Here is a 25,445-nt window from a genome sequence, read left to right as displayed (position 1 = left end):
CTTCTTCTTCGCAAACCTCCCGCCTTTTTTCTTCGGCTCTTTTCCCGCGGCTTCTGCAAGAGATTTTACTTCCTCGAAAGTCAGGTCTGCGGCCTCTTTCCCCTTAGGAATTTTAATATTTTGTTTGCCGTATTCAATGTAGGGGCCCCACCGGCCATTCAGGATCTTTACAGCGGGATCTTCATCGAATGATTTTATCAGTTTTTCGGCATCCTTCTTCCTTTTCTCAAGGATGATCTCTATTGCCTGTTCTTCAGTGACGCTGTGCGGATCAATTCCTTTTGCGAGCGAGTAAAAGGCGCTGTTATGCCTGATGTAGGGGCCGAAGCGTCCTATAGCGACTGTCATATCCTTCTCCTCAAACACACCCACTTTCTTAGGAAGCTTAAACAACTCCATGGCTTCTTCCATGGTAATGGTTTCAATCATCTGTCCGCTTCTCAGGCTCGCATACCGGGGCTTTTCTTCCTCTTCGTTATCACCAATCTGAACAAACGGTCCGAAGCGCCCTATCCTGACCGACACCTTTTTGCCAGTTTCAGGATCTACGCCCAGTTCACGCTCGCCCCTCGCTTTTTCGGCTGTCTCTATGGTATTTTGCACTTCCTTGTGAAAAGGGCTGTAGAAGGACTTCAGCATCTCCGTCCATTCCTTCATCCCCTGTGCTATTTCATCAAATTCTTTTTCAACGCTTGCTGTAAAGTGATAATCGACTATGTCCTTAAAATACTGGACAAGGAAATCGTTCACCACCGCACCAATATCGGTCGGGAATAATTTCGATTTCTCGGCTCCTGTGATTTCCGTTTTTGTTTCTTTTTTAACACTACCATCAGAAAGAGTGAAAACGCAGTAATTACGCGACTTTCCATCCCGGTCTTCTTTTACTACATATCCTCTGTTTTGCACAGTTGATATAGTAGGTGCATAAGTTGACGGGCGTCCTATCCCTAATTCTTCCAGTTTTTTTACAAGGCTCGCTTCTGTATATCTTGCTGGGGGCCTGCTGAATCTTTCCGTCGCTTTTATTTCCTGCGGTTTAAGCTCTTGTCCTTTTGAAAGGGGAGGAAGGATTGGATTTTCACCCTCCTGGTCTGCATTAGTATCTGGTTCTTCATCGGTAGATTCCATGTATACCTTAAGGAATCCGTCGAATTTCATTACCTCTCCGTTAGCCACAAACTGCTCTTCCCGTGTGGATATAGCAATGCGGGCCGTTGTTTTCTCAAATTTAGCTTCACTCATTTGAGATGCAATCGCTCTTTTCCAAATGAGTTCGTACAGCTTCCTTTCTGAAGGATCGCCATCAGTGGTATGCTGATCGAAGTATGTCGGGCGGATCGCCTCGTGAGCTTCCTGTGCTCCGGCAGACTTTGTTTTAAACTTCCTCTGCTGGTGATACTGGGGACCCCAGGCCTGCGCTATCTCCTTCCAAGCAGCATCAAGCGCCAGTTCAGAAAGATTCACAGAATCTGTACGCATATAGGTTATCTTTCCCGATTCGTATAACCTCTGGGCCAGGGTCATGGTCCTGGATACCGAAAATCCAAGTTTACGGCTCGCCTCCTGCTGAAGAGTTGAGGTAGTGAAAGGAGGGGCGGGGCTTCGCTTTGTCGGGCGGGTATCAAGACTGTCAATGCTGAACATCGCCCTGGCGCATGCTTCCAGGAAACTGGTAGCATCTGCCTCCATTTCAAATCGTTCCGGCAATTCTGCCCTGAACAGCTCCTTCTGCTTACCGGTCGAAAAAATCGCCGTGATCTTATAAGCAGCTGTTGATTTGAATTTATTAATTTCCCGTTCCCGTTCAACGATTAAACGTACGGCAACAGACTGAACACGGCCGGCAGAAAGAGCCGGCTTTACTTTCTTCCAGAGTACAGGTGACAGTTCAAAGCCCACCAGCCGGTCGAGCACACGGCGCGCCTGCTGAGCATTGACCAGGTTATAATTTATTTTTCTGGGAGATTCTATTGCCTTCAGGATAGCTGGTTTGGTGATTTCATGAAAGACAATCCTTTTCGTTTTGTCTTCTTTCAGCCCGAGAGTTTCAAAGAGATGCCAGGATATAGCCTCTCCCTCCCGGTCCTCATCGGAAGCAAGCCATACCGTTTCAGCTTCTTTGGCAAGTTTCTTCAGTTCACTTACAACCGCCTTTTTGTCGGCAGGAACCTCATATTTCTGGTCGAAGTTGTTATTGACATCGATTGCGTCGTCTGTTTTTACAAGATCCCGGATATGCCCGTAACTGGACTTGACCATGAACTCATTCCCAAGGTAACCTTCTATGGTTTTTGCTTTCGCAGGTGACTCAACGATTAGTAAATTTTTAGCCATTCAAGAAAATCGTTTTTTTGCAAATAAAGGGATTAATCAATCCAATGCAAAATTCAATTACTTTAAATTTTTGTAAAATGTTTTTAGAAAGCGAGAAAATTTAATTCGCGATTAAAGGATTTCCACTTCTGAATTATTCGTTTTAGAAAAGGAAAAAGGTGGATTATAATGTATTTTTAAGGGGGTAAATTGCAGTTTAAAGCAGCGTTTTCACGCATTGAATCGCTGGCAATGTTATCAGCTGTGGTTACAAATACCAGACCGCCCCGTCTTTGGAGACCTGCATCTTCAGATCAAAAATTGATGCGCCGGATTCAGCAGAATGCAGATCCGGATAGTTCCCGATCACTTATGCTTAAAAACAGTACTTGTGAGAATCAGAAGACTATATCAGATTAAAAATCCGCCTCCAAGCAGGTCGCTTCCTTCATAAAACACTGCAGACTGACCAGGTGCGATACCGGCCACTGCGTGATGGAAATCTATTTTCATGAGTCCCTCTTCCTGTACGATTGTACTGGTTGTGCCCGCATCTTTGTAGCGTATTTTAGTTACAGCTTCAATAGGGGTATTTATGTGCTCATATTTTATAAGGTTCAAGCCCCTCACCAGTGCAGTTTCTTTCTGTAACTCATCCTGTGTTCCAAGAACAACCGTGTTGCTTTCAGGAAGTATTTGTGTAACAAACATGGGTTGGCCCAGCGCGATTCCGAGTCCCTTCCGCTGCCCGATTGTATAGAAAGGATAGCCCTGGTGTTTGCCCACAACAGTTCCGTCTGTGAGGACAAAATCGCCTCCCGAAACCTTCTGGTCAAGATCTTCCACCCGGTGTCTCAGAAAAGACCTGTAGTCGTTATCTGGCACAAAGCAGATCTCGTAGCTCTCACTTTTCTTGGCGAGTTCCGTTTGTCCCATATCAAGAGCCATCTGCCGGATTTCAGCTTTGGTGAAGCTTCCGAGGGGAAATCTTGTACGGGCCAGGTTTTTTTGCGACACACCCCATAATACATAAGACTGATCTTTGTTTTCATCCTTACCTTTTGAGATCACATAGCGTCCGTTATCCTGTAGCCGTATATTCGCATAATGACCGGTTGCGATGAACTCGCAGTTTAATTTATCTGCACGCTTAAGCAGTGCTTCCCATTTTATATGGGTATTACAGAGTACACAGGGGTTGGGGGTGCGGCCCGCCAGGTATTCATCGACGAAGTTATCAATAACGAAGTCTCCGAACTCATTGCGTATGTCCAGGATATAATGAGGAAAGCCATAGGAAACGGCCAATGCGCGTGCATCATTTATAGAATCGAGGCTGCAGCATCCTGTTTCCTTTGAAGATGTACCGGATGAAGCATAATCCCATGTTTTCATGGTTAACCCAATCACCTCATATCCTTCTTCATGCAGCATAACAGATGCCACCGAGCTGTCCACTCCTCCGCTCATTGCAACCAAAATTCTTCCGTGCTTACTCATAACTTTTGCAAAGATACTTCTTCCCCTTTAAAACAAGGTGCTGAGGGGTCAGGCTGTTGTAAAATAAACGCATGTATGCAGGTTTCATCAGCGATGGCTGTCACCGCCAACCGGATATGAACGGAATTTGGGTGTTTAACCGGTTCCGGCAGATCAGGCAGTTTCACATGCCGTCCAGTGATCTCCTTCTTCAGCAAGGTTTTCGAATACCTGGTTCAATACTCTTTTGCAAATGAGCACTTGCTCTTCAGGGATTCCTGCAATAGCATGTTTGTAGGTTTCACGAACTACCCTGGTGGCAGTCTCTTCAATGGATTTGCCTTTAGCCGTGAGATAAACAAATCTCACTCTTCTGTCGCGTCTGTCGGGAACTCTTATCACAATATTCTGCTGCTCAAGCTTGTCCAGCAAACGCGTTATGCTCGCTTTTTCTCTGAAAGTCCTGGCTCCGAGTTCGTGCTGCGTACATCCGTCTTTTTTCCAGAGGAGGTCGAGCAGCGACCATTGTTCCATCGTAATGTCGAGTTTCTCTTTTCTGAAATTTCTCAGAAGGATCCTGTTAACAAGAATGGGGGTTCGTCCAATTATAAAGTTATAGATATCTTCTTCCCGGATATTCATAATTAGTTTCCTGTGCAACTACAAATTTGCCTAATGATTTTATTGCAGGCAAATTAATTGACACATTAGATTGGGTCTAATTACAAGCCGGGTAGATTATGGCTTGAAAACATTTACAAAAGATATATAATTAATCTTTAAAATAATTAAAATGAATAGTGGAACGCTTTTTGTATTTATACCGGCAGTTTATTACCTATAAAAAACATCAATATGAAGAAGCCATTTTATTTAATGTTAGCGCCGTTTGCAGTGCTGGCATTTAGCGGATTACAAGTGAAGAGTGATGCTGTATCAGCAGAGAGAAGATCATTTAAAGAATTGGTTCAGGATACTACTGACACCGGAAAAACTCCTGTGCCGACACCAACCCCGACACCAACCCCCGATCCAGCTCCAACACCATCCCCTACACCAACACCAACTCCGACCCCAACGCCGGATCCGACTCCAACTCCAACACCGAGTCCTACTCCGACGCCAAGTCCAACCCCGACACCAAGTCCAACCCCGACTCCCACACCTAGCCCAACTCCGACACCGACCCCAACACCCACACCAGGTCCATCCCAAACTACTATGGGATAATGATTCCGGTTTAAGGGATTAAGTAATATAGAAAAGCCGTCCCGATAAGGGCGGTTTTTTGTCTTTATACACTCATCCCACGTGTTGCTTGCTCATATCCGGAATAAAAGCAAATGAACCGCCTTCTACCAATTTTCACACCGGACACCTTTCTGCCGGGGGAGCTACGCGCCGGGCCTGAATGAAAAAAGGTCAGACACAATAAATATGTCTGACCCTACATCTACCTATGAAAAATGTTGCCTTGGGGCAGCAACAATTACTGATACAAATATGAGGCAGATCTTGTAAGAAAAAAATGATATGGATACGGAAAAAAATTGATTATAGTCATTCGTCTAAAAAAAAAGCCGGATTGCATCCTAGATATGCAGTCCGGCATCAAATCATCAAAAAAAAAATTCTAGTCGTGGCCTTCTACTTTAACTATTTTATTATAGATACCCAAAAGCAGAAAAGGCGCAGCCCATTGTCCTACAAATAGTGCTGTGTGTTTCTTTCCGAGACATTTAAGTGTAAGTGAAACACCCATCGACGCAATGGATGCCCACAAAAAAACATCTGATGGAAGTTTTGCTGTTTGTTCTTCGATAGCTGAAGCTACTTTGCCTTCGCTGTGCTGTGGATTAAAATTTGCCATAATTGTTTTTCTGTTAGATGTATGGTGATAACAGCTTTAACAGAATATTGTTGAGCTTTTTTCCTTTTTAATAGAATAAATGGTGCCAGGGCCCGGCATGTGCTGCTTTGCGGAAAAAAATACCTACAGCCTGACATTGTGGTTAATATGATTCATTCAGCTTTATTTTTATTAAAATTTGTAGATTGCTTCGTTGATTCAGATAACATTAATGTTGCACCGCTCTTTTATATTTTTTTTAATTCTTCCAGTACTTGCAGCCGGGCAAACCAGGGTACAAAAGTTTTTACATGCTATAAAAACTGCAAAAACAGATTCTACGAAAATTGAACTATACCGCGAACTTGTAAATTACTACAAGATTTCAAACCTTGATTCTGCAACTTATTTTGCTCAGCAGGGGCTTGTTCTTGCCAGAAAGGGCGGGTACCGCTTAGCAGAACTGAGGATGACCTCTTTAATGGGTGCGATAAATGAACAGCACGGAAACCGGGTTCTGGCCATGAACTATTACAGAGAGGCACTTGAGGGGTTCAGGGAAACGGGAGATCTTAAGGGGATGGCTGCCTGTACCAATGGACTGGGAGTAATAGAAGGGCGCCAGGGAAATTTTAACATTGCGCTTTCGCACTTTTTTAAAGCGCTGAAGATGTATGAGAAGGCCGGGGATAAATTTGGCATGATCCAGACATATATCAAGATAGGCACGGCTACACGGCTGAGCGGAAATATGCCCGCTGCCCTTAAGTATCTGAATCAGGCGCGTGACTTAAATATGCAGGTGGGGGATAAGGAAACAGAGCTTAGTCTTTTCAATAATATCGGAATAGTCTATGCTCAGCAGGGACAAATGGCTAAGGCTCTGCGTTTTTTTGAAGAAGGAGTGAGAAAAAGCGGTGATAAGGGTTTTGAAATAGTTAATATAAATTTGCTTACGAACGCAGGAGGTGCTGCAAAAAACCTTGGCGACAGGTCCCGGGCTCTCCGGTACCACAGGATATCTTTACAAAAAGCGCGTTCTTCGAAATTACCCGAAGAAGAAGCAAGGGCCTTAATGAATATTGCATCTGCTGTAGACGATCAGGGACCAAAAGTATCCCTCCCTTACCTGGATCAGGCACTTATTATAGCGAAGCGTCTCGGCAATAAGACGCTTATGGCTGAAATCTACGAAGCACAATCAGATGGCTTCAGGCATCTCCATGACTACAAGAGTGCATTAGGTGCTGTGCAGGAGCGGCACAAGCTTCTCGACAGTATGTTTAATATTAATAAAGCAAAGGAAATTGCTAATCTGCAATCCGCCTATGAACTCGATAAATCGAAGGAAAAAGTGGAAAGACTTGAATTGGTCAATAACACCAGGACTATTCAGCGCAACGCGGGCATTCTGGCAGCCTTCCTTATAATGTGTTTCCTTGTTCTGCTGTTACTGTATATCAGAAAGATCAGGGCGTTAAATACGAATCTTAAAAATTCTAACCTGGTTAAAGATAAGCTGTTTTCAATTATTGGCCACGATCTGAGGGGGCCTATAGGCACAGTAGTCCAGATGCTTGGCACAATGGAGGAGACTGAACTCGATCCTGATGAGCTTAAGCCGATAGTGTCAGTTTTAAAAAAGCAGAGTGAGGCTTCCCTCGGTACTCTTGATACGCTTCTGCAATGGGGGAAGACCCAGTTACAGGGAGTCCGGGTTAACAAGATAAGCTTTCGTCCGGATGATGCCATCCATAAGAATCTTTCCATATTTGCTGCCACCGCCAGCCAGAAACATATTGATGTTTCGGTTTCAGTTCCTGACGGACTCCTGCTTTACGGAGATCCTGACCATTTTGATTTCATAATCAGAAACTTGCTGTCTAATGCGATAAAATTCACGTATCCATACGGAAAAATTGAAGTAAAAGCCGTAAACGGCCCTCAGCAGGGAAGCATGATCTTTTCAGTGAGCGACAATGGAAAAGGCATGAATCCTGCAGAAAAAGACCGCATCTTTAATTGTTTCTCCGAGCCGAAGGAGGGTACTTCCGGCGAAAGGGGAACCGGTATCGGATTAGTGCTCTGCAAGGAATTCATTCAGGCTGATAATGGAGAAATATGGGTAGAGAGCAGGGAAGGAGAAGGATCTGTTTTTTCCTTTTCTGTAAAGTCGGCATACGATTCGCCATTTTCATCACCAAGGCAGACGTCCGGAGTCAGCTTCACATAGATCATCTTTTATATCTGCTTACCTAAAACTTTTCTTCCATATTTTAAGTTTTGGAAATGAATAGTTTACTATTCGCTGATCAGTTATGCCCCGGGGAGCTTAAGATGGGATAAGAGGGCATGCTGAATAATACCTGTGCAAAAACAATTTAAATTTAAACGAACCACACCGGGTTCACTACCCCGGTAAAGCAACGCTGCTGGTGGTTTCGCTGCCTGTGAAAGAAAATTTTAATAAAATCTACCTGTATGATGCACTCGAATGGCCGAAAGAGAGTTGTAATTACTAATGTATCACCTCTGATAGAAGGTGGCCGCTATCCTGCCAAAGCAACTATAAATGAAGCGCTGGAAATATCTGCGGATATATTCAGTGACGGACATGATTCTATAGCGGCATGTATACTCTATAAGCACTCCGGGGATGAAAACTGGCTGGAGATTCCTATGGAACCTGGTGTGAACGACAGATGGCGGGCTGTGCTTAAGCCCGGCAGTACTGGATTCTATTCAGTCAGGGTTCAGGCCTGGGTAGACCACTTTACCACCTGGAAGAAAGGGCTTGGAAAGAAATATGAAGCAGGGCAGGACGTGACTGTTGAACTTCAGATAGGAGCCGACCTGCTCGAAAATGCATCCGGATCTTTCGCCGACGCCGAAAATAGCTTGCTGCTTAAATGGGCCGGGGTCTTCAGGAACGGAAACAACGTTCCTTCGGCAGTACTTCTCGCTTTAAGCGACGAGGTTTCTTCTATCTTATATGCCTACAGGGAAGATGACCTGGTCTCCGTTTATCCAGAAACCCTTCTTATAGAAGCCGAGCGGAAGAAAGCTTCCTATAGTACATGGTATGAACTGTTTCCGAGATCAGCGGCTTCAGAGCCGGGAAAACATGGAACTTTTGCCGACGTGAAAAATCTTCTTCCCCGCATAGCAAAGATGGGTTTTGATGTGTTGTATCTTTCTCCCATACATCCGATTGGTGAGATGAAACGGAAGGGAAAGAATAATTCCCTGACCCCGGGGCCCGATGACCCTGGTTCTCCCTGGGCAATTGGCAACAGGGCAGGAGGGCATAAGGCAATACACCCGCAGCTGGGCACTCTGGCCGACTTTAAAGATTTGGTCTCCGAAGCCGGAAAATTTGATATCGAAATAGCCATGGATATAGCGTACCAGTGCGCGCCCGACCACCCCTATGTCAGTGAACATCCCGAATGGTTTAAGTGGAGACCCGATGGTTCGGTTCAGTATGCTGAAAATCCACCTAAGAAATATGAAGACATCTTGCCAATTAACTTTGAAACAGAAGACTGGGAAGCCCTCTGGGGGGAATTGAAGAGCGTGATTGAATACTGGGTCGGCCAGGGGGTGAGAATCTTCCGGATAGACAATCCGCATACCAAGGCCTTCGCATTCTGGGAGTGGATGATTCGTGAGGTCAGAAAAAAGAATCCTGAGATTCTTTTCCTGGCCGAAGCTTTCACTCGTCCAAGAGTAATGGAGCGCCTTGCAAAAGCGGGGTTCAATCAGTCATATACTTATTTTACCTGGAGAAACACAAAGTATGAAATTGAAGAGTATGTCAGGGAACTGACAGCTCCGGAAATGCGGTATTCTTTCAGGCCTAATTTCTGGCCTAACACCCCGGATATCCTTCCCCCTTTCTTATCCTGGGGGGGAGAGAATGCCCATATTTTAAGGTTGGTGCTGGCCGCAACGCTTTCTTCCAGTTATGGGATATACGGTCCCGTATATGAGTTTTGTGTCAACACTCCGCATCACGGAAAAGAAGAGTATACCGATAATGAGAAGTATGAAATAAAGCACTGGGACTGGAACCAGTATACGCGCATAAAGGAGATCATTACCCGCGTGAATACGATCAGGAAGCAAAATCCTGCTTTGCAATCTACCTATAACGTAGAGTTTGCTGAAACCAGCAATGATCAGATCATCTGCTACGGTAAATCCGACCCGGATTCGGGAAACAGGCTGATCGTTGCTGTCAATCTCGATCCCTTTAATACGCAGGGTGCCCATGTAAGAGTTCCTCTCTGGAAACTGAGTATAAGTCCTGGTACTCCCTACATAGTAAGGGATCTTCTAAGCGGAAGCAGGTACAGATGGCAGGACGAATGGAATTATATCCAGTTAAATCCTTTTCAGATGCCCGCCCATATCTTCAGAATCGAACAATAAACCTAACAAACGACAAACATGCCCGCAACAACAAAATTAGACGATAATCTTCACTGGTATAAAGATGCCGTGATCTATGAACTTCATATTAAGGCTTTCAAGGACGGCAATTGTGACGGAATCGGCGACTTTAAAGGACTTTTAGAGAAACTCAACTATCTTCAGGATCTAGGGATCACCGCAATATGGGTCCTGCCTTTTTATCCATCCCCTTTAAAGGACGATGGGTACGATATCGCAGATTATTATCATATCAACCCGTCTTACGGAGATATTAAAGAATTCAGGCAATTTCTGAAGGAAGCTCATAAACGTAATTTAAAGGTTATCACCGAGCTGGTTATCAATCACACGTCAGATCAGCATCCCTGGTTCCAAAGAGCGAGGAAGGCGCCGAAGGGCTCTCCTCAAAGGGAATATTACGTGTGGACCGACGATCCAAAGCAATTTAAGGATGCCCGGATCATTTTCCAGGATTTCGAGGCGTCAAACTGGACCTGGGATCCTGTAGCACAGCAATATTACTGGCATCGTTTCTTTTTTCATCAGCCGGATCTCAATTATGATAATCCCCTGGTTCAGGAGGAGGTATTTAAAATCATTAATTACTGGTGCAAGATGGGGGTGGATGGTTTTCGTCTTGACGCCGTTCCCTATCTGTTTGAAAGGGAAGGGACTAATTGTGAAAACCTGCCCGAAACCCATGCCTACCTGAAGAAATTAAGAAAGTATGTGGATGATAATTTCCCGGGAACCTTGTTGCTGGCCGAGGCGAACATGTGGCCGGAAGATTCGGCTGCTTATTTTGGAGACGGCGACGAGTGTCACATGAATTACCATTTCCCTGTGATGCCGCGTATGTTCATGTCATTGCAGATGGAAGACCGGTATCCTATCACTGATATCTTCGATCAGACCCCTGCCATCCCAGAAACCTGTCAGTGGGCTATTTTCCTCCGGAACCATGATGAACTGACACTTGAAATGGTGACTGATGAGGAGAGGGATTACATGTATAAGGTATATGTAAAAGACCCCAAGGCGAGGATTAACCTCGGGATACGCCACCGACTGGCCCCTCTGATGGATAACGACCGGAGAAAGATCGAACTGCTTAACAGTCTCCTGTTCACCCTGCCCGGAACACCGGTTATATATTACGGCGATGAGATTGGCATGGGGGATAATTATTACCTGGGAGACAGGGATGGCGTCAGAACACCCATGCAATGGGGCGCCGACCGCAACGCGGGCTTTTCTCAGGCTAACCCTCAGCGCCTTTATCTTCCTCTGATCCTCGATCCCCAGTTTCACTTCGGCTCTGTAAATGTTGAGAATCAGTCGAGAAATACCTCATCTCTTCTCTGGTGGACCAAGCGCATTATCGCGATGCGAAAGAAGTATAAGGCTTTCAGCCGGGGGAATATGAGCTTTATCGATTCTGAAAACGCAAAAGTGCTTTCATTTGTGAGGACCTGGCAGGATGAGACAATTCTGGTCATTGCCAATCTCTCCCGGTTTGCACAGGCAGTTGAGCTCGATTTAGATTCGTATGTAGGATATGTTCCGGTTGAGATCTTCAGCAGAAACCAGTTCCCGGGTGTTAAAGCCGAAACTCCTTATTTCTTTACGCTGGGAGCTTATTCCTGCCAGTGTTTTCTGCTTCAGAAAGACAAAGCCGAAGTAGCGGAGATACAAACCAGGCATGTGCTTGAATTGCAGCGCTGGCGTGATTTAACAGATGACGCGGTACTGGAAGAACTGGAAAATGCAATACTCCCTTCTTACCTCATGAAGATGCGCTGGTTTGGAGGCAAAGGGCGCGGCGTAGACCGGATCAAGATTATTGATCATGCCAGTATACCTGCCGGCGACGACGGGATCTTTTTCCTCCTGCTTGAGGTATCTTATCAAAGTGGCTTGCCGGATACTTACCAGCTGCCGGTAGCTTTTGGAAGAGGCGATTTCTCCTTTAAAATAAAAGACAGCTGTCCGCAGTCAGTGATCTCTTCCATAAAAATAGGCGGGGAGGATGGCGTACTGTATGATGCCATATATGGTCTGGACTTGCAGTCTGCCATCATTCAGAATATGGCGCATAATCACCGGATATCGTTGAAAAGCAGTGAGCTGGAGTTCTCTTCCGGCAAGGCATTAAAGGCTTACGTCCAGGAGCACGAAAAGATTAAGCCGAGAGTCTTGTCTGCTGAACAAAGCAACACTTCCATTACCTACGACGGTATGTTCTTTCTTAAATTATACAGGAAAGTAGATGTCGCCATTAATCCGGATCTCGAAATAACCCATTTTCTCACCAAACACTCCCGGTTTAAGCATATTCCTGCCTTCATTGGGTCTGTACAGTGGAAATTCCCGAAGGGCTCTATCGTTCTGGGAATGATGCAGGAGATGGTAAGGGCTAACAGCGACGCATGGGAGTACATGCTCGACAGGCTGGATGACTTCAATGATAAACTTCTGACGCACTCTGAACCTGCTGTTCTTACTAAAGAGCTTAAGGGGAGCCTGATTGATCCGGTCATTTATGAAAATGTACCCGAAGATATAAAGGAACTCCTGGAGGGAAACGTAGCTGAAGGTGCCCGGCTCCTGGGGATAAGAACGGCGGAAATGCATCTTGCCCTTTCGGCGAGGACCGATATGGATGCTTTCAGGCCCGAGCCCTATTCGCTTCACTACCAAAGGTCTGTTTTCTCTTCTCTTCAGTCGCTTGTCAGGGCCACATTCCAGAGTCTCAGCAGGAATATTAAAAAACTTCCCGACAATGTGAGGGAGGAAGCTGCATCCCTTCTGGCGCGGAAGGATGAGATCCTCAACGTCATGAAGAGGATTTACAGCCATAAGATCGATGTAACCAAGATCAGGATCCACGGAGACTATCATCTTGGGCAGGTGTTGTATACCGGGAAAGACTTTATGATCCTCGATTTTGAAGGAGAGCCGGCCAGGAGCTACAGCGAAAGACGGTTGAAATATTCTCCGCTGCGCGATGTGGCTGGCATGATCCGTTCTTTTCATTATGCTGCCTACGGCAGTTTGTTCCTTGATAACCAGATCAGGGGAGAAGATATAGGCAGACTTCTTCCATTTGTCGAACAATGGTATCATTACATGAGCGGCTTCTTTATGCACGCTTATCTGGATAAGGTACGCGGAGCGGATTTCATTCCGGGGAATAAGGAAGATCTCTCAATTCTTTTGCAGACATTTTTGTTGCAGAAAGCTGTCTACGAACTCAACTATGAATTGAACAATCGTCCGGACTGGGTAATGGTTCCGCTCAGAGGGATCAAAGCAATTCTATCTTCCGTTACACCAGGCAGCCAGGTTGTAAGTGCGGCAAAATAATTTTATTAAACTTAACAAAAAGAAATGACGGATTTTAATTATTCCCTGCTCAGTGACTTCGATATTCAGCTGTTCAAAGCCGGGAAACACTTCCATCTGTATAATAAATTAGGAGCCCACGTCGTATCGCATGAAGGATACAGAGGAACATATTTCGCTGTGTGGGCTCCTAATGCAAAGTTTGTATCAGTTGTTGGAAATTTTAACGGCTGGGATCAGCAAAAGAACCCAATGAACGTCAGGTGGGATGGTTCGGGGATATGGGAAGTTTTTTTACCAGGCATAACGGAAAAAGAATACTATAAGTATCACATAGAATCGCATAACGGTTATTGTGTTGAGAAGGGCGACCCTTATGCCTTTCATTGGGAAACCCCGCCGCGGACCGCCACGGTGGTTTGGGGGCTGGATTACAAGTGGAATGATGAAGAATGGCTGAGCACCCGATCAGAGCGGCCGCCTTTGAGTAAGCCCATATCGGTTTACGAGGTCCATATAGGATCGTGGCGGAGGGTTCATGAAGAGGATGGACGCTTTATGACATACAGGGAGCTCGCACATCAGTTGCCGGAATACTGTAAATTTATGGGTTTTACTCATGTAGAGTTTATGCCGGTGATGGAACATCCTTTCTACGGTTCATGGGGATATCAGTTAACGGGATATTTCGCCCCTTCCAGCCGCTATGGTACACCGCAGGACTTTATGTACCTCATCGATAAACTTCATCAGAACGGAATAGGGGTCATTCTCGACTGGGTGCCTTCTCATTTTCCGACAGATGAACATGGCCTTGGCTACTTCGACGGCACTCATCTCTATGAATATTCAGACCCCCGTAAAGGGTTCCATCCCGATTGGAAAAGCAATATCTTTGATCTTAGCCGGAACGAAGTCAGAGCTTTTCTAATTTCAAATGCCTTATACTGGCTCGAACGCTATCATATAGACGGACTTCGGGTTGATGCTGTTGCGTCTATGCTGTATCTGGATTATTCGAGAAAAGAAGGCGAATGGATACCTAACCAGTTTGGAGGCAGAGAAAATCTTGAAGCAATCAGCTTTCTCCAGGAGTTTAACCAGGCTGTGCATCATCATCATCCCGACGTTTTTACTGTAGCCGAGGAATCCACCGCATGGCCGGGAGTGACACAAAGTGTGGACGACGGCGGACTGGGATTCGATATGAAGTGGATGATGGGCTGGATGCATGATACACTCAGCTATTTCAGCAACGCGCCCGTCTACAGAAGCTATCACCAGGGCCAGCTGACGTTCAGCCTGGTATATGCTTTCTCCGAGCGGTTTACATTGCCGCTGTCTCATGATGAAGTAGTATATGGCAAGGCATCGCTGATAAACAAGATGCCGGGAGATTCCTGGCAAAAATTTGCTAATTTGAGGCTCCTGTATGCCTATATGTTTGGTCATCCCGGAGCAAAGTTGATTTTCATGGGAGGTGAATTTGCCCAGGACCACGAGTGGCGGCATGATTTTAGCCTCGACTGGCACGAAAACCAAGATCCGCAGCACAGCGGCGTTCAGAAGCTTCTGAAGGATCTCAACGGGCTGTACCAGACCGAGCCTTCTCTTTATGAACGCAATTTTGAACCCTCCGGTTTTCACTGGATTGATATAAGTGATTCAGAGAATAGTGTGATCAGTTGGATAAGAACAGGAAATGAGACATCAGAAGAACTTCTCTTTATTGCAAACTTTACACCTATTGTCCGTGACAATTATCGTATTGGGGTGCCTCAAATGGGTTTTTACACTGAAATACTGAATACCGATAACTTAAAATATGGCGGAAGCGACATTCTGAATGAAGGGGATATTGAAACCTTTCCGGTTCCGATGCACGGACGCACTCATTCGGTATCACTGCAACTGCCGCCATTAGCGCTGACAGTATTGAAATTCAATCGGATAAATCCTGCTATTTAAGCTGTTGAGGTAGCCCGCTGTTCGCAAAATCGTGCAGCAGGCTGCCTTTTAACTCAGAAGATCGGGATGGTATATTTTACAGCTTCAAGCTGATCGTCTTCCCGTCCCTCCATAAAAAGGACCACCTTATATTCGTGAAGATTATCATTGAAACCTAGGAACATCCTTCTCAGGCATCTTTGGATGATCGGAGCGAGACTCATATAGAGATTTTCGCAATAAAGAGGGAATTTGTTTTTCAATACTTTGTCGTAGAAGTCGTTACGGTTGAAATCGGACATGTTCACAGTTAGAATCCCAGCGTTATAAAACCCATTGATAAGTTCGTTTCTTACCTCCGGTGACAATCTTTCCAACCATTCCTCTGAGAGTTCTTCAAAGATTGTATTATTGAGATTATTACTTATTAACTGCCGGTAAAGATTAAGCATAATATTCTATATCCTTTCAGCTCGCGGCCTTACAATTAAAACCCAAAATGGAGTAGTAGCAAACCAATGTTCTTCTACCTGAGCATAGTGTTTAAAAAAAATTTCCTCGTTAACCTATAAATAACTATAAAAAGAAAATAAAGTTTTAGCACTAAGCTTTTAATCATTCATTTCGCAACCCTTTTCCTTATTATGGGATCAAGTCGATAAAGCCCGAAAGCGTGTTTTACATATTTTAATTAATTCCTTTATACTGGTTTCCCGGGAATATGTTTCTGTAAATTCTCAGAAAACGTTGGTTATGCAGATCCGTTCAAAAAGTCACTGTTGTTATGAAGCCTCAATGAAGTTTCTTATTGCCCCGGCCACTTCCGGGGCTGCGCTCATGTGGGGGAAATGGCCTTCTGCGTTCACAGTGATCAGCGTACTGTTTTTCAATTGCTCATTCAGATACGTACCGACCTCTTGCGGAACTGCGATGTCGTTAGAGGCCTGAAGTATAAGGACGTCGTGATTAATTTTGGGCAGAAGGTGCCTGTAATCGGACTGAAAAATAGCTTTTGCTGTCTCCAATGCAATATCGGGCCTGAGGGAAAGCAATAAATTGGCAAACTCTTCTCTCAGCAGCGGTCTGTCAAAATTCCTCATGGCGGCTTTTGAAAAGCCGTTAGCCCAGTTATAGAAATTAGACTCAATGTTTTCATAGATAGAATCGAGATCGGACTGTTCAAATCCGCCTGTATAGTTTACATCATTAAGATAGCGGGGGGATGCCCCGATGAGTATCAGTTTTGAGAATAGATGTGGTTGAATAGAAGCAGCTATAATACCGATCATTCCGCTTACAGAATGGCCTGCAAAAAACGCCTGTTCAATGTTTAATGCAGCACAAATTTCAATCAGATCCCTGGCATAAGCATCCAGCGACTTATATTTTTCTTTACTGTAACTGTCATAACTATCACCTGCCGCGCCTGTGTTATCGTAAAGAATTAGTTTGTGTTTTTCTAAAAAAGAAGGTTTTACACGGTTCCAGGCGGATTGGTCCGTGCCAAACCCATGCGCAAAGATGATTGTGCTTTTACTGAAATAGTTGCCTTCAATTGAAACATTGTTTCGTTTTATAATATTGGCTTCAGTCATTATATATGTTTTACGTTAGGCGCAACGGAGAGTTTCTCTCAGCGATAAATATCGTTATAATTTAATTATCTTTTGCAAAGAGCTGATTAATTAGTCATTTTTGACGGGCTTTAATGATGAAAAAATCAAATACTCAATGCAACCTTGATAAATGCTTCATGTGCACCCTGGCGGTAAAAGAATGGCAACCTGTACTGAATGCCTGCCGCAGGAATTTTTCATTGAAAAAGGGAGAGTGTGTTATCAATGAAGGCGACCCTGTTACGGGAGTGTATTTCGTTTACAGCGGAAAGGTGAAAGTGCATAAAAAGTGGGGAGATAAAGAGCTGATAGTGCGTTTTGCTACCGAGGGAGCGATCATTGGTCACCGGGGGCTGGGTACTCGCAGCGGATTTTACCCGGTGTCAGCAACCGCTCTTGAGCCTACCGTGGTATGTTTTATTGAATTAGAGCTTTTTCTTGCTACCCTGAAGGTGAATCATGACTTTGCATTTCACCTGCTGATGTTTTTTGCCGACGAGCTCCAGGAATCAGAAAAAAGAATGAGAGACCTGGCGCTTATGCCGGTTAAGAACCGGCTGGCAACTTCCCTTCTTCAGCTTAAGCAGTTGTTCGGCACAGACAAAGATGGCAACATCAATGCTGAACTGAGCCGTCAGGATATCGCATCTTTTTCCGGCGCCACTTATGAAACCGTGTTCCGGATGATGAATGAACTATCCCATGAAAACCTGATTGTTGTTTCAGGGAAAAAGATCGGTATTCCGGATGAGCCGAAACTTCGTTTGCTCACTGCTGATCATCTGGATAAACAGTGACCCTGATAAGGACAGGCCTTCCGGCCCGCCATTGTCAGAACCGGTATCCTAAACCAACTCCCGGATTCCATTTCCCGTCTTGCGAACTGGTTTTACTGGTATAATAAAAAGGGGTTTGAACTACCAGGTGACCGATGGATAAAGTCAATCCAAAGCCCAGGGACGGCGTCACTACAGAGTTTTTCGGGGCTCCGGCAGCAATTTTATCTTCCTTTATCCGTAGTCCCGGAAGCAAGCCCAGCATCAGGGTCAATGGTTTCCTGGTAAATTTAACAGATGGGCCAGTGCAATTTACGTAAGCACCTTTGTCTACATATCCGGCAGCAATAATGCCATCAAATAATGAGATCTTGTTCTTTTTGCCGGGATCTGTTTGTGAAACAGCCGGGAGAGCAGAAAGCAGCAGCACAAACAGATATAGATGTCTGATCAGAATAGTGTTCATAAAAGATCTTAAAGGGGATTCGTTTAAACTGAGGGAGAGGCAAGAGGGCTTTTTTCTTTTCCGTAAGTGTAATATATGGCTACACCAGTGAAAAGAAGTCCGCCTATAATATTGCCCAGCGTGACGATCAGCTGATTGGAAAGCCACCAGTCGCTGAAAGAGACTTTCGCTCCAAACATCATTCCAGCGGGGATCACAAACATATTTACCACAGCATGCTCATAACCCAGTGCAAAAAAGATAAAGATGGGAATGGCTGCCGCAATTATTTTCCCCGGGGTTGATTTTGAAGTCATGGCCATCACTACACCCATACACACCATCCAGTTGCAGAGAATTCCTTTTACGAACGCGGATAACAGTCCCGCACTTCCATGCGAAGCATAGCCGAGCGTTTTCTTCTCTGCCACCTTAATGATCATCTGTTCGATTGTTCCGGGCTGTGTGATAGTTCCCATTTCAGAAGATGCGCTCCAGAACAGTGCTGCGAACAATACACTTCCGATCAGGTTGCCTGTGAATACCCAGAAAAGATTTTTGAGCATGCTGTACGCCGTGATCTTCTTTTCGAAGAAAGCAAGAGGGATCAGAGAAAAGCTGCCGGTAACGAGCTCCAGCCCCAGGAGTACAATAATGATGAAACCCACCGGGAACACAAGTGCTCCAGCCAGGGGAAGACTGGTTTGTGTTGTGGCAAGATAGGCAAGTGTAACTGAAATGCCCAGCAAAGCCCCTGAAAGGCAGCCCCGGATAAGCAGATCTCTGATGCTTAAAGAAGATTTGCTGAGAGCGGCGCTCATCATAGTCTGAGCTACCTCTTTTGGTGATACATAGTCCATATTGAATAATTTAAAGAGTTACATGGTTTTCAGAAGGGGCGGATGCCGGAACAGAATTCAGCGTGGGCTCGTGTTGCCCAACCCCGATGTAAACAAGGCCGTTTTCCACTTTTACAGGGTAAGTCCTGATCGCACATTCGTGGTCATTCAGGCATTCCCCGCTCCGCAGGGAAAAGGTCTTTTTATGAAAGGGACATGCTACCTTTGGTTCACCGGCAGAGGTTCCGATCATTCCACGGCTCAGGGCCATCTGTTTCCTGTGAGGGCATTCGTTCTGGGTGGCGTACCATTCATTCCTTCTCGTGAAATAGAAGAGAGCGATTTGTTCATCCCTGTATTTGACGCATACGCCGCCATTTTCTACAGCATCCTCCACGCGGCATGCCGCAAACCAGTTTGTAGTTTGTTCATTCATCATCTTGTTGTATCTAAAGGATTTCTTATTTAAATGAAACTGAAGCGGGTCAGGCGCCCGTCGCAGCCGTCCAATCCACTGCTTTTTTCTGATCGCGCAGCTTTTCAAATTTTACAGCCGGATCTTTTTCTTCCGGTGCATTAACAAAGTGGCTGAACCTCTTTCTGATCTCAGGCGTTTCGACCGCTTGCTTCCATTCGCACTGGTAGGAGTTTAACAGGACTTCTATTTCCGCTTCCCATTGCCCGGCCATTCCAAGGCTGTCGTGTACAACTACATCACGGAGATAGTCGATGCCGCCTTCCATTTTATTGAGCCAGGTGGCTGTACGTGTTAAAGGATCTGCCGTCAGGATGTAGAACATCAAAAAGCGGTCAATATACCTGATGCACGTCTCGCTGTCGAGGTCTGTGGCAAGAAGAAGGGCATGTTGCGGCTTACTGCCTCCGTTTCCGCAGACATACAGGTTCCATCCTTTTTCAGTCGCTATGATTCCGAAGTCCTTGCTCTGAGCCTCTGCGCATTCCCTGATACAGCCGCTGACAGCTGATTTAAATTTGTGAGGAGCTCTGAGTCCTTTGTACCTGTTTTCAATCCGGATGGCAAAGCTCACACTGTCATGAAGTCCGAAGCGGCACCATGTACTGCCTACACAGCTTTTGACTGTGCGAAGTCCCTTCCCGTATGCATGCCCGCTTTCAAAGCCGGCAGAGATCAGCTCTTCCCAGATGTGCGGAAGGTCGCTCAGGTGCGCCCCGAACATGTCAATCCGCTGCCCGCCTGTGATCTTCGTATAGAGGTTGTATTTTCCGGCTACTTCAGCAATAACCATAAGTTTCTGAGGTGTGATCTCTCCCCCCGGAATTCTGGGCACTACAGAGTAGGTTCCTCCTTTTTGGATATTCGCCAGGAAGCGGTCGTTGCTGTCCTGTGCTGTGTCATTTCCTCTTTTGAGAATCATCTCATTCCAGAGACTTGCCAGAAGAGAAGAAATCAGGGGCTTGCAGGTTTCGCATCCGTCACCTTTTCCCAGTGAATCGAGCACCTCATCATAGCTGTATAGTTTATGTATTTTAATAAGGTCGAGGAGTTCCTGGCGGCTATAGTTAAAATGCTCGCAAACAATGTTCCGGATGTGCTTCCCGTTTGATTTCATCGTATACGTCACCAGGTCCTTTATCATGGGCACACAACCTCCGCAGCCGGTTCCAGCCTTTGTGCATTTTTTTATAGCGTCCACGCTCTCGCACCCCTGTTGGGATACAGCCTGACATATTGCTCCCTTGGTAACTCCCTCACAACTACAGATCAGTGCACTTTCAGGAAGGGCAGCAACTCCGGCACCCGGATTTGTCTGTCCGCTGCCTCTCGGGCCCAGTATCATTTCCCCGGGATCAGGAGGAAGGGCCATCTTATTATTCACCGTTTGAAGGAGGAGATTGTATGCAGAAGCATCGCCGATCAGGATTCCCCCCAGCAAGCGGGTTCCTTCTTTGTTAATATTGATCCGTTTGTAGATCTTCTTATGGTGGTCTTCGAAGACGATCGTTTTACATTCAGGTTCCTGGATGAAGGGATCTCCAAAGCTGGCCACATCTACCCCGATCAGCTTCAGTTTGGTGCTCATATCAAAGCCTGAAAAACGTTTAGCCTCTCCGCAGAGGTTTGAGGCGAGTACTTCTGCCATTTCATATCCAGGCGCTACCAGCCCATAGATCGTGTGGTTGTACAATGCGCATTCTCCGATAGCAAAAACAGAAGGATCGCTTGTTTGCATGGTATCATCCACTATTATTCCGCCGCGTTCACCCACGCGGATACCAGCTTGTTTTGCCAGTTCATCTCTCGGACGGATACCTGCGGAAATAACCAGGATGTCTGCTGCCAGCCTGCTCCCGTCCCGGAACAGAAGGGACTGAATACGGTCTGCTCCTTCAACCGCGGAAGTGTTTTGGTTCAGATGGATCTCCAGACCCAGTTCCTTTAATTTTGATGCCAGCATGAAGCTGGCGTGATCGTCAACCTGCCGCGGCATCAGCCTTGGAGCAAATTCAACAACATGTGTTTTCTCTATTCCAAGATCTATCAGGGCCTTTGCCGCTTCCAGTCCAAGGAGTCCTCCGCCCATCACTACTCCGTTTTTAGCATGTACGGAATAGTTTTTTATAAGATCAAGATCATCAATAGTGCGGTATACAAAAACTCCTTCTTTTTCGATCCCGGGTATACCGGGAACAAAAGCCGCAGAACCGGTGGCAAGTACAAGGAAGTCGTAGGCCACTTTCCTCCCGCTGCCCGAGAATACCGTTTTTTCACTCCTGTCAATTTTTAGAACGGGATCGTTCAGAAAAAGAGTGATACCACGCTCATGATACCAGGCTTCGGGAGAAAGAGCAAGGTCATCTGTCGTCTTTCCATTGAAATATTCACTTAAATGTACCCGGTCATATGCCCGTCTTGGTTCTTCTCCAAAAACAACAATATTGAAAAGGTCGGATTTTGAACTTAATTTCTCGCAGAACTTAAATCCTACCATTCCATTTCCGATTATAACTATTGATGGCTTTTTCATATGATATATTTTGGAGATTATGGGTTTTTTGTGTTGTATTTGTGCTTTTTGTATGATTTATGATATACAAATCTAGATTAATGGAATATATTTTCATAAAAAACATGATAATTATCATGTTTTTTATGAAAATATCAATTTCTGAATGGTTTAATGTTTGATTTTTGAGATATAATATGGAAAGTGGTGTGTTTTATTGATATGTTTTAAAATAATTAGCGGGTTTTTTCTGATCTGCTGATTGGTTTTTGGAGATTTTTAAGGAATATTATGCTTTGTGAGGTGTTTTTTATGGTTTTATGTATTTGTTTATAGTGATGAGGTTGTTTACGGCATCTCCCATTGTGTTGTTAAAGTAACAATAGACACTTTTCCCATCTTTAATCCATTCATTTATGTATTGTGCATATTCATAGAGGAAATTATCTTCATAAGATCCCCTGTATTTACCATCCGGACCGTGAAACCGGATATAAATAAAATCAGACTCTGTTTCTCTCATGGGAGGGTTGGATAATGGCATATCGTGTAACACAATTCCCATTTTATAATAGGAGAGGAGTTGATAGATCTCGTCGGTATACCAGGATCTGTGTCTGAATTCGACAGCCACTTTCCACATACCTGAAGGATTAGAGCTGGAGATCTCCGCTAAAAACCGGTCAAGACCAATCATGTCTATAGCGACAGAGGGTGGAAACTGGATAAGCAAACATCCATTTTTAGGTTCAGCCATGCTGATCGTTTCCATAAAACGGTGAATGGTGCCGGGTTCAAAGGAGATCGTTTTATTGTGAGTAAGATCGCGCCATAGCTTAAAGGTGAAGCGGAAGTTTTCGGGAACGCTTTCAGTCCATTTTTTTACTGTAGAAGGTTGTGGAACCTTATAAAAGGAGCTGTTGACCTCCAGGCTGTTGAACAGGGAGACGTAGTAAGTCAGTCTGCTCTTCTCCTTAAATTCAGGCGGAAAAAATTGCTTGTTGGGTACCGGGAGTACAATATTGCTGGTACCTGAATAGAATGAACCTCTGGTTTCCTGTAACATCACTGCTTATATACATCTTTCAGCATAAAAAGTTCAAAAGGAGAGCGGGATTTGCCTGCTGCAAAAAAAATAAATATTCTTGTTTAATTACGAAGTTTTCGTAGTTTTACGAAAATTTCGTAATTATGATAGAGCTAACCAAACAGGAAGAAGAAGCAATGCAGGTTATATGGAACTGTAACGGTGGTTTCGTTAAAGATTTCCTCGACGTCTTTAAAGATCCAAAACCTCCGTACACCACGCTTGCCTCAACGGTAAAGAATCTTGAAAAGAAAGGATATGTAAAAGGAGAGAAGCTTGGGAATTCTTTTCGCTATCTGCCGGTAATTAAGGCTGAGGATTACAAGAACACCTTCATGAAGAATTTTGTAGGGGATTATTTTAAGAATTCGTATAAGGAACTGGTGACGTTTTTTGCCAGGGAGAAGAAGATCAGTCCGGATGAACTAAGGGAAATTATTAACATGATAGAAGACCATAAATCTGAATAGTTATGCCCGAATTGATTGTTTGGCTTGTAAAGGCTAATATTTCGCTCTGTTTATTTTTCGGAGCTTACCGGTTTGCCCTCCGGAAACTGACCTTTTATTCATTAAACCGTCTTTTTCTGATCACAGGGATTCTTTTTTCTGCTCTGTACCCTCTGATAGACGTGCCGGCTTTCTTTTCGGAACCCCGGTCTTTTAGTGGAGAGCTTATTGTCCTTACACAGAATATCAGCATCTCCACTATTTATGAACCTGTTAAAGAATTCAATTACTGGAGCATAGTGGTGTGGCTTTTCTGGCTGGGCAGCGGATGGATGACTCTGCGTCTATGTCTTCAGTTTTTGTCCCTGTTAATGCTGCACAGACGTTCTGAAGCTGATTCATTGGGAGAATACCGGTTCAGGAAGATCAGGGGAGAAGTAACTCCTTTTTCGTTTCTTCACCATATCTACCTCAACCCGGCGCAGCACGGGAACACAGAGCTGATGGCTATTCTTAAACATGAGCAGATCCATGTGAAGGATTATCATAGCCTGGATGTCCTTCTCGCCGAAATAAACCTCGTATTCTTCTGGTTTAATCCAATCAGCTGGTTTATGAAGCAGTCTGTAAGGGAAAATCTCGAATTTATCACCGATCAGAAGGTATTAAACAAAGGAACAGACCGCAGAGAATATCAATACAGCCTTGCCGGGATCGGAAACCTGTCTAGAGCTACCCCCCTGGGAAATAACTTTAATTTTCTAACCATAAAAAAAAGAATAGCCATGATGAATAAAAAAAGATCTTCAAGGGTACAGATTTCCAGATACATTCTGATTTTACCCCTTCTGGTAGCGTTTGCTTTTATCGTCTCCGTATCAAAAGCAGGTATTGAACCTCAGCAGATCAGTTCCTTTATTAAGACGATACCTGAGCGCATAACAGCCGCAGCTCCGGGCACAGAAATAAAAGAGATCAGAAAAGATGAAGCAAAACCGGCAAAGGGAAAGCAGGACTCTTCCGTGAAAAACCTTGTCGTGAAGCTGAGAGGTGACTCAACGACCCGCCAGGCAATGTCCCTGCCAGTAACAGTATCCTTTTATATAGACGGCGAAAAAAGTGATAAAAGCACAGTGGAGGGAATAAAACCGGTTGATATAGAAAGTATTAATGTGCTGAAGGGAAAGTCGGCAATTGAGCTTGGCGGAACGGAGAACGAGAATGGAGTAGTGGTCATCACGACGAAACAAAACAAAAACGATCAAAAGGTGATCGCTTTTAACAGCAAAGTTGCTGCTGCAGCAAGCGTTCGTTCCGATTCAGCACGGAGTGGCGCCTCTGTATTCAGGATCAACGGAAAAGCGTCGCCCCTGGTAGTGATTGACGGAAAGGTCGCCGAAACTACTACATTATCCGCTATCGCCCCCGAGACGATCGAGTCGGTATCGGTTCTGAAGGACGCAGGGGCAACCAAAATATATGGAGAAAGAGGAAAAGAGGGTGTTGTGCTGGTGACCACCAAAAAATTTGCCACAACTTTAGACGCACAAAATGAGGTGGTGTCGATTCTTGATCCCGCCACTCTGACATCCGGAGCGATGGACAATATTAAACGCAAGTTTGCTGATCAGGGTCTTTCAGTAAACTTTGATGAAAACTATTCAGGCAAGGTGCTCAAAGATCTGGGTATCACGGTAAAATCCCCGCGTCAGAGTGCCTCCGCTAAATTCAGTATCACAGACTTAAAGAAAAACGGCTACCTCATCATGCTGAAAGCTCATCCCCAAACCGGCCAGGTTACCGTCGTTTCCGTAAAAAAGAATAACTAGCATATTTAACAGCAGATACCTTTATATGGGTATCTGCTGTTAAA

At 44.9% G+C, this 25,445-nt stretch carries 19 protein-coding genes; 7 read left to right on the top strand and 12 right to left on the bottom strand.

Translation table 11 applies throughout. The features are described from left to right. From topA to DDR33_RS12470, 5 genes are all read right to left on the bottom strand, one after another. Nucleotides 1-2,337: type I DNA topoisomerase (topA, locus tag DDR33_RS12490; RefSeq protein ID WP_109416125.1), on the bottom strand; the 2,337-nt coding region annotated here is incomplete at its 3' end. A 390-nt stretch (nucleotides 2,338-2,727) separates the two neighbouring features. Then, nucleotides 2,728-3,816 (bottom strand): tRNA 2-thiouridine(34) synthase MnmA, encoded by a 1,089-nt coding sequence (gene mnmA / locus DDR33_RS12485; protein ID WP_109416124.1) that lies wholly within the window; start codon nucleotides 3,814-3,816, stop codon nucleotides 2,728-2,730. Nucleotides 3,817-3,969: 153 nt separating this feature from the next. Continuing rightward, complete coding sequence (locus tag DDR33_RS12480) at nucleotides 3,970-4,437, bottom strand: MarR family winged helix-turn-helix transcriptional regulator (RefSeq protein WP_109416123.1); 468 nt, start codon at nucleotides 4,435-4,437, stop codon at nucleotides 3,970-3,972. Between the two features lie 326 nt (nucleotides 4,438-4,763). After that, nucleotides 4,764-4,958 carry a hypothetical protein gene (locus DDR33_RS26425; RefSeq protein ID WP_162302646.1) on the bottom strand — a complete coding sequence of 65 codons (195 nt, stop codon included), beginning with the start codon at nucleotides 4,956-4,958 and terminating at the stop codon, nucleotides 4,764-4,766. A gap of 470 nt (nucleotides 4,959-5,428) precedes the next feature. Further along, nucleotides 5,429-5,665, bottom strand: coding sequence for a hypothetical protein (locus tag DDR33_RS12470; protein WP_109416122.1), 237 nt, complete (start codon nucleotides 5,663-5,665; stop codon nucleotides 5,429-5,431). Between the two features lie 211 nt (nucleotides 5,666-5,876). Here DDR33_RS12470 and DDR33_RS12465 point away from each other — a divergent pair, with 211 nt between their 5' ends. The 4 genes from DDR33_RS12465 (at nucleotide 5,877) to glgB (ending at nucleotide 15,394) form a co-directional block, all read left to right on the top strand. Then, nucleotides 5,877-7,877 (top strand): sensor histidine kinase, encoded by a 2,001-nt coding sequence (locus DDR33_RS12465; RefSeq protein WP_109416121.1) that lies wholly within the window; start codon nucleotides 5,877-5,879, stop codon nucleotides 7,875-7,877. Nucleotides 7,878-8,125: 248 nt separating this feature from the next. Continuing rightward, nucleotides 8,126-10,078, top strand: a complete 1,953-nt coding sequence (locus DDR33_RS12460; RefSeq protein ID WP_109416120.1) for an alpha-1,4-glucan--maltose-1-phosphate maltosyltransferase — start codon at nucleotides 8,126-8,128, stop codon at nucleotides 10,076-10,078. Nucleotides 10,079-10,096: 18 nt separating this feature from the next. Continuing rightward, nucleotides 10,097-13,447, top strand: coding sequence for a maltose alpha-D-glucosyltransferase (gene treS, locus DDR33_RS12455; protein WP_109416119.1), 3,351 nt, complete (start codon nucleotides 10,097-10,099; stop codon nucleotides 13,445-13,447). 24 nt (nucleotides 13,448-13,471) lie between these two features. Continuing rightward, nucleotides 13,472-15,394 (top strand): 1,4-alpha-glucan branching protein GlgB, encoded by a 1,923-nt coding sequence (gene glgB, locus DDR33_RS12450; RefSeq protein WP_109416118.1) that lies wholly within the window; start codon nucleotides 13,472-13,474, stop codon nucleotides 15,392-15,394. Nucleotides 15,395-15,447: 53 nt separating this feature from the next. Here glgB and DDR33_RS25845 read toward each other — a convergent pair whose 3' ends face one another. Together DDR33_RS25845 and DDR33_RS12440 are read right to left on the bottom strand one after the other, a co-directional pair. After that, on the bottom strand, nucleotides 15,448-15,675 hold the full coding sequence (locus DDR33_RS25845; protein ID WP_158280734.1) for a hypothetical protein: 228 nt from the start codon (nucleotides 15,673-15,675) through the stop codon (nucleotides 15,448-15,450). A gap of 480 nt (nucleotides 15,676-16,155) precedes the next feature. After that, nucleotides 16,156-16,968 (bottom strand): alpha/beta fold hydrolase, encoded by an 813-nt coding sequence (locus DDR33_RS12440; protein WP_109416116.1) that lies wholly within the window; start codon nucleotides 16,966-16,968, stop codon nucleotides 16,156-16,158. Between the two features lie 113 nt (nucleotides 16,969-17,081). On the opposite strand from DDR33_RS12440, the gene DDR33_RS12435 reads away from it, so the two are divergent. Beyond that, entirely contained in the window at nucleotides 17,082-17,786 is a 705-nt protein-coding gene (locus tag DDR33_RS12435; RefSeq protein ID WP_317047442.1) for a Crp/Fnr family transcriptional regulator, read from the top strand. Nucleotides 17,787-17,820: 34 nt separating this feature from the next. On the opposite strand, the gene DDR33_RS12430 is transcribed toward DDR33_RS12435, so the two are convergent. From DDR33_RS12430 to DDR33_RS12410, 5 genes are all read right to left on the bottom strand, one after another. Further along, nucleotides 17,821-18,231 carry a hypothetical protein gene (locus DDR33_RS12430; RefSeq protein WP_238387786.1) on the bottom strand — a complete coding sequence of 137 codons (411 nt, stop codon included), beginning with the start codon at nucleotides 18,229-18,231 and terminating at the stop codon, nucleotides 17,821-17,823. A 23-nt stretch (nucleotides 18,232-18,254) separates the two neighbouring features. Further along, nucleotides 18,255-19,070 (bottom strand): formate/nitrite transporter family protein, encoded by an 816-nt coding sequence (locus DDR33_RS12425; RefSeq protein ID WP_109416115.1) that lies wholly within the window; start codon nucleotides 19,068-19,070, stop codon nucleotides 18,255-18,257. A 10-nt stretch (nucleotides 19,071-19,080) separates the two neighbouring features. After that, nucleotides 19,081-19,488 carry a nitrite reductase small subunit NirD gene (gene nirD / locus DDR33_RS12420; RefSeq protein WP_202913729.1) on the bottom strand — a complete coding sequence of 136 codons (408 nt, stop codon included), beginning with the start codon at nucleotides 19,486-19,488 and terminating at the stop codon, nucleotides 19,081-19,083. Between the two features lie 46 nt (nucleotides 19,489-19,534). Next, complete coding sequence (gene nirB / locus DDR33_RS12415) at nucleotides 19,535-22,057, bottom strand: nitrite reductase large subunit NirB (protein WP_109416114.1); 2,523 nt, start codon at nucleotides 22,055-22,057, stop codon at nucleotides 19,535-19,537. Nucleotides 22,058-22,346: 289 nt separating this feature from the next. Beyond that, nucleotides 22,347-23,102, bottom strand: a complete 756-nt coding sequence (locus DDR33_RS12410) for a DUF72 domain-containing protein (protein ID WP_109416113.1) — start codon at nucleotides 23,100-23,102, stop codon at nucleotides 22,347-22,349. A 125-nt stretch (nucleotides 23,103-23,227) separates the two neighbouring features. Between DDR33_RS12410 and DDR33_RS12405 the strand changes: the two genes are divergently transcribed. After that, complete coding sequence (locus DDR33_RS12405; RefSeq protein WP_109416112.1) at nucleotides 23,228-23,593, top strand: BlaI/MecI/CopY family transcriptional regulator; 366 nt, start codon at nucleotides 23,228-23,230, stop codon at nucleotides 23,591-23,593. A 2-nt stretch (nucleotides 23,594-23,595) separates the two neighbouring features. Next, nucleotides 23,596-25,401 carry a M56 family metallopeptidase gene (locus tag DDR33_RS12400; RefSeq protein ID WP_109416111.1) on the top strand — a complete coding sequence of 602 codons (1,806 nt, stop codon included), beginning with the start codon at nucleotides 23,596-23,598 and terminating at the stop codon, nucleotides 25,399-25,401. The last annotated feature ends 44 nt before the right edge of the window (nucleotides 25,402-25,445 follow it).

This window comes from Pararcticibacter amylolyticus (assembly GCF_003130405.1).
In the GTDB taxonomy this organism is placed as follows: Bacteria; Bacteroidota; Bacteroidia; order Sphingobacteriales; family Sphingobacteriaceae; genus Arcticibacter; species Arcticibacter amylolyticus.
Note: the sequence above shows the minus strand (reverse complement) of the source record. Positions and strands in the feature narration are given on the sequence as shown.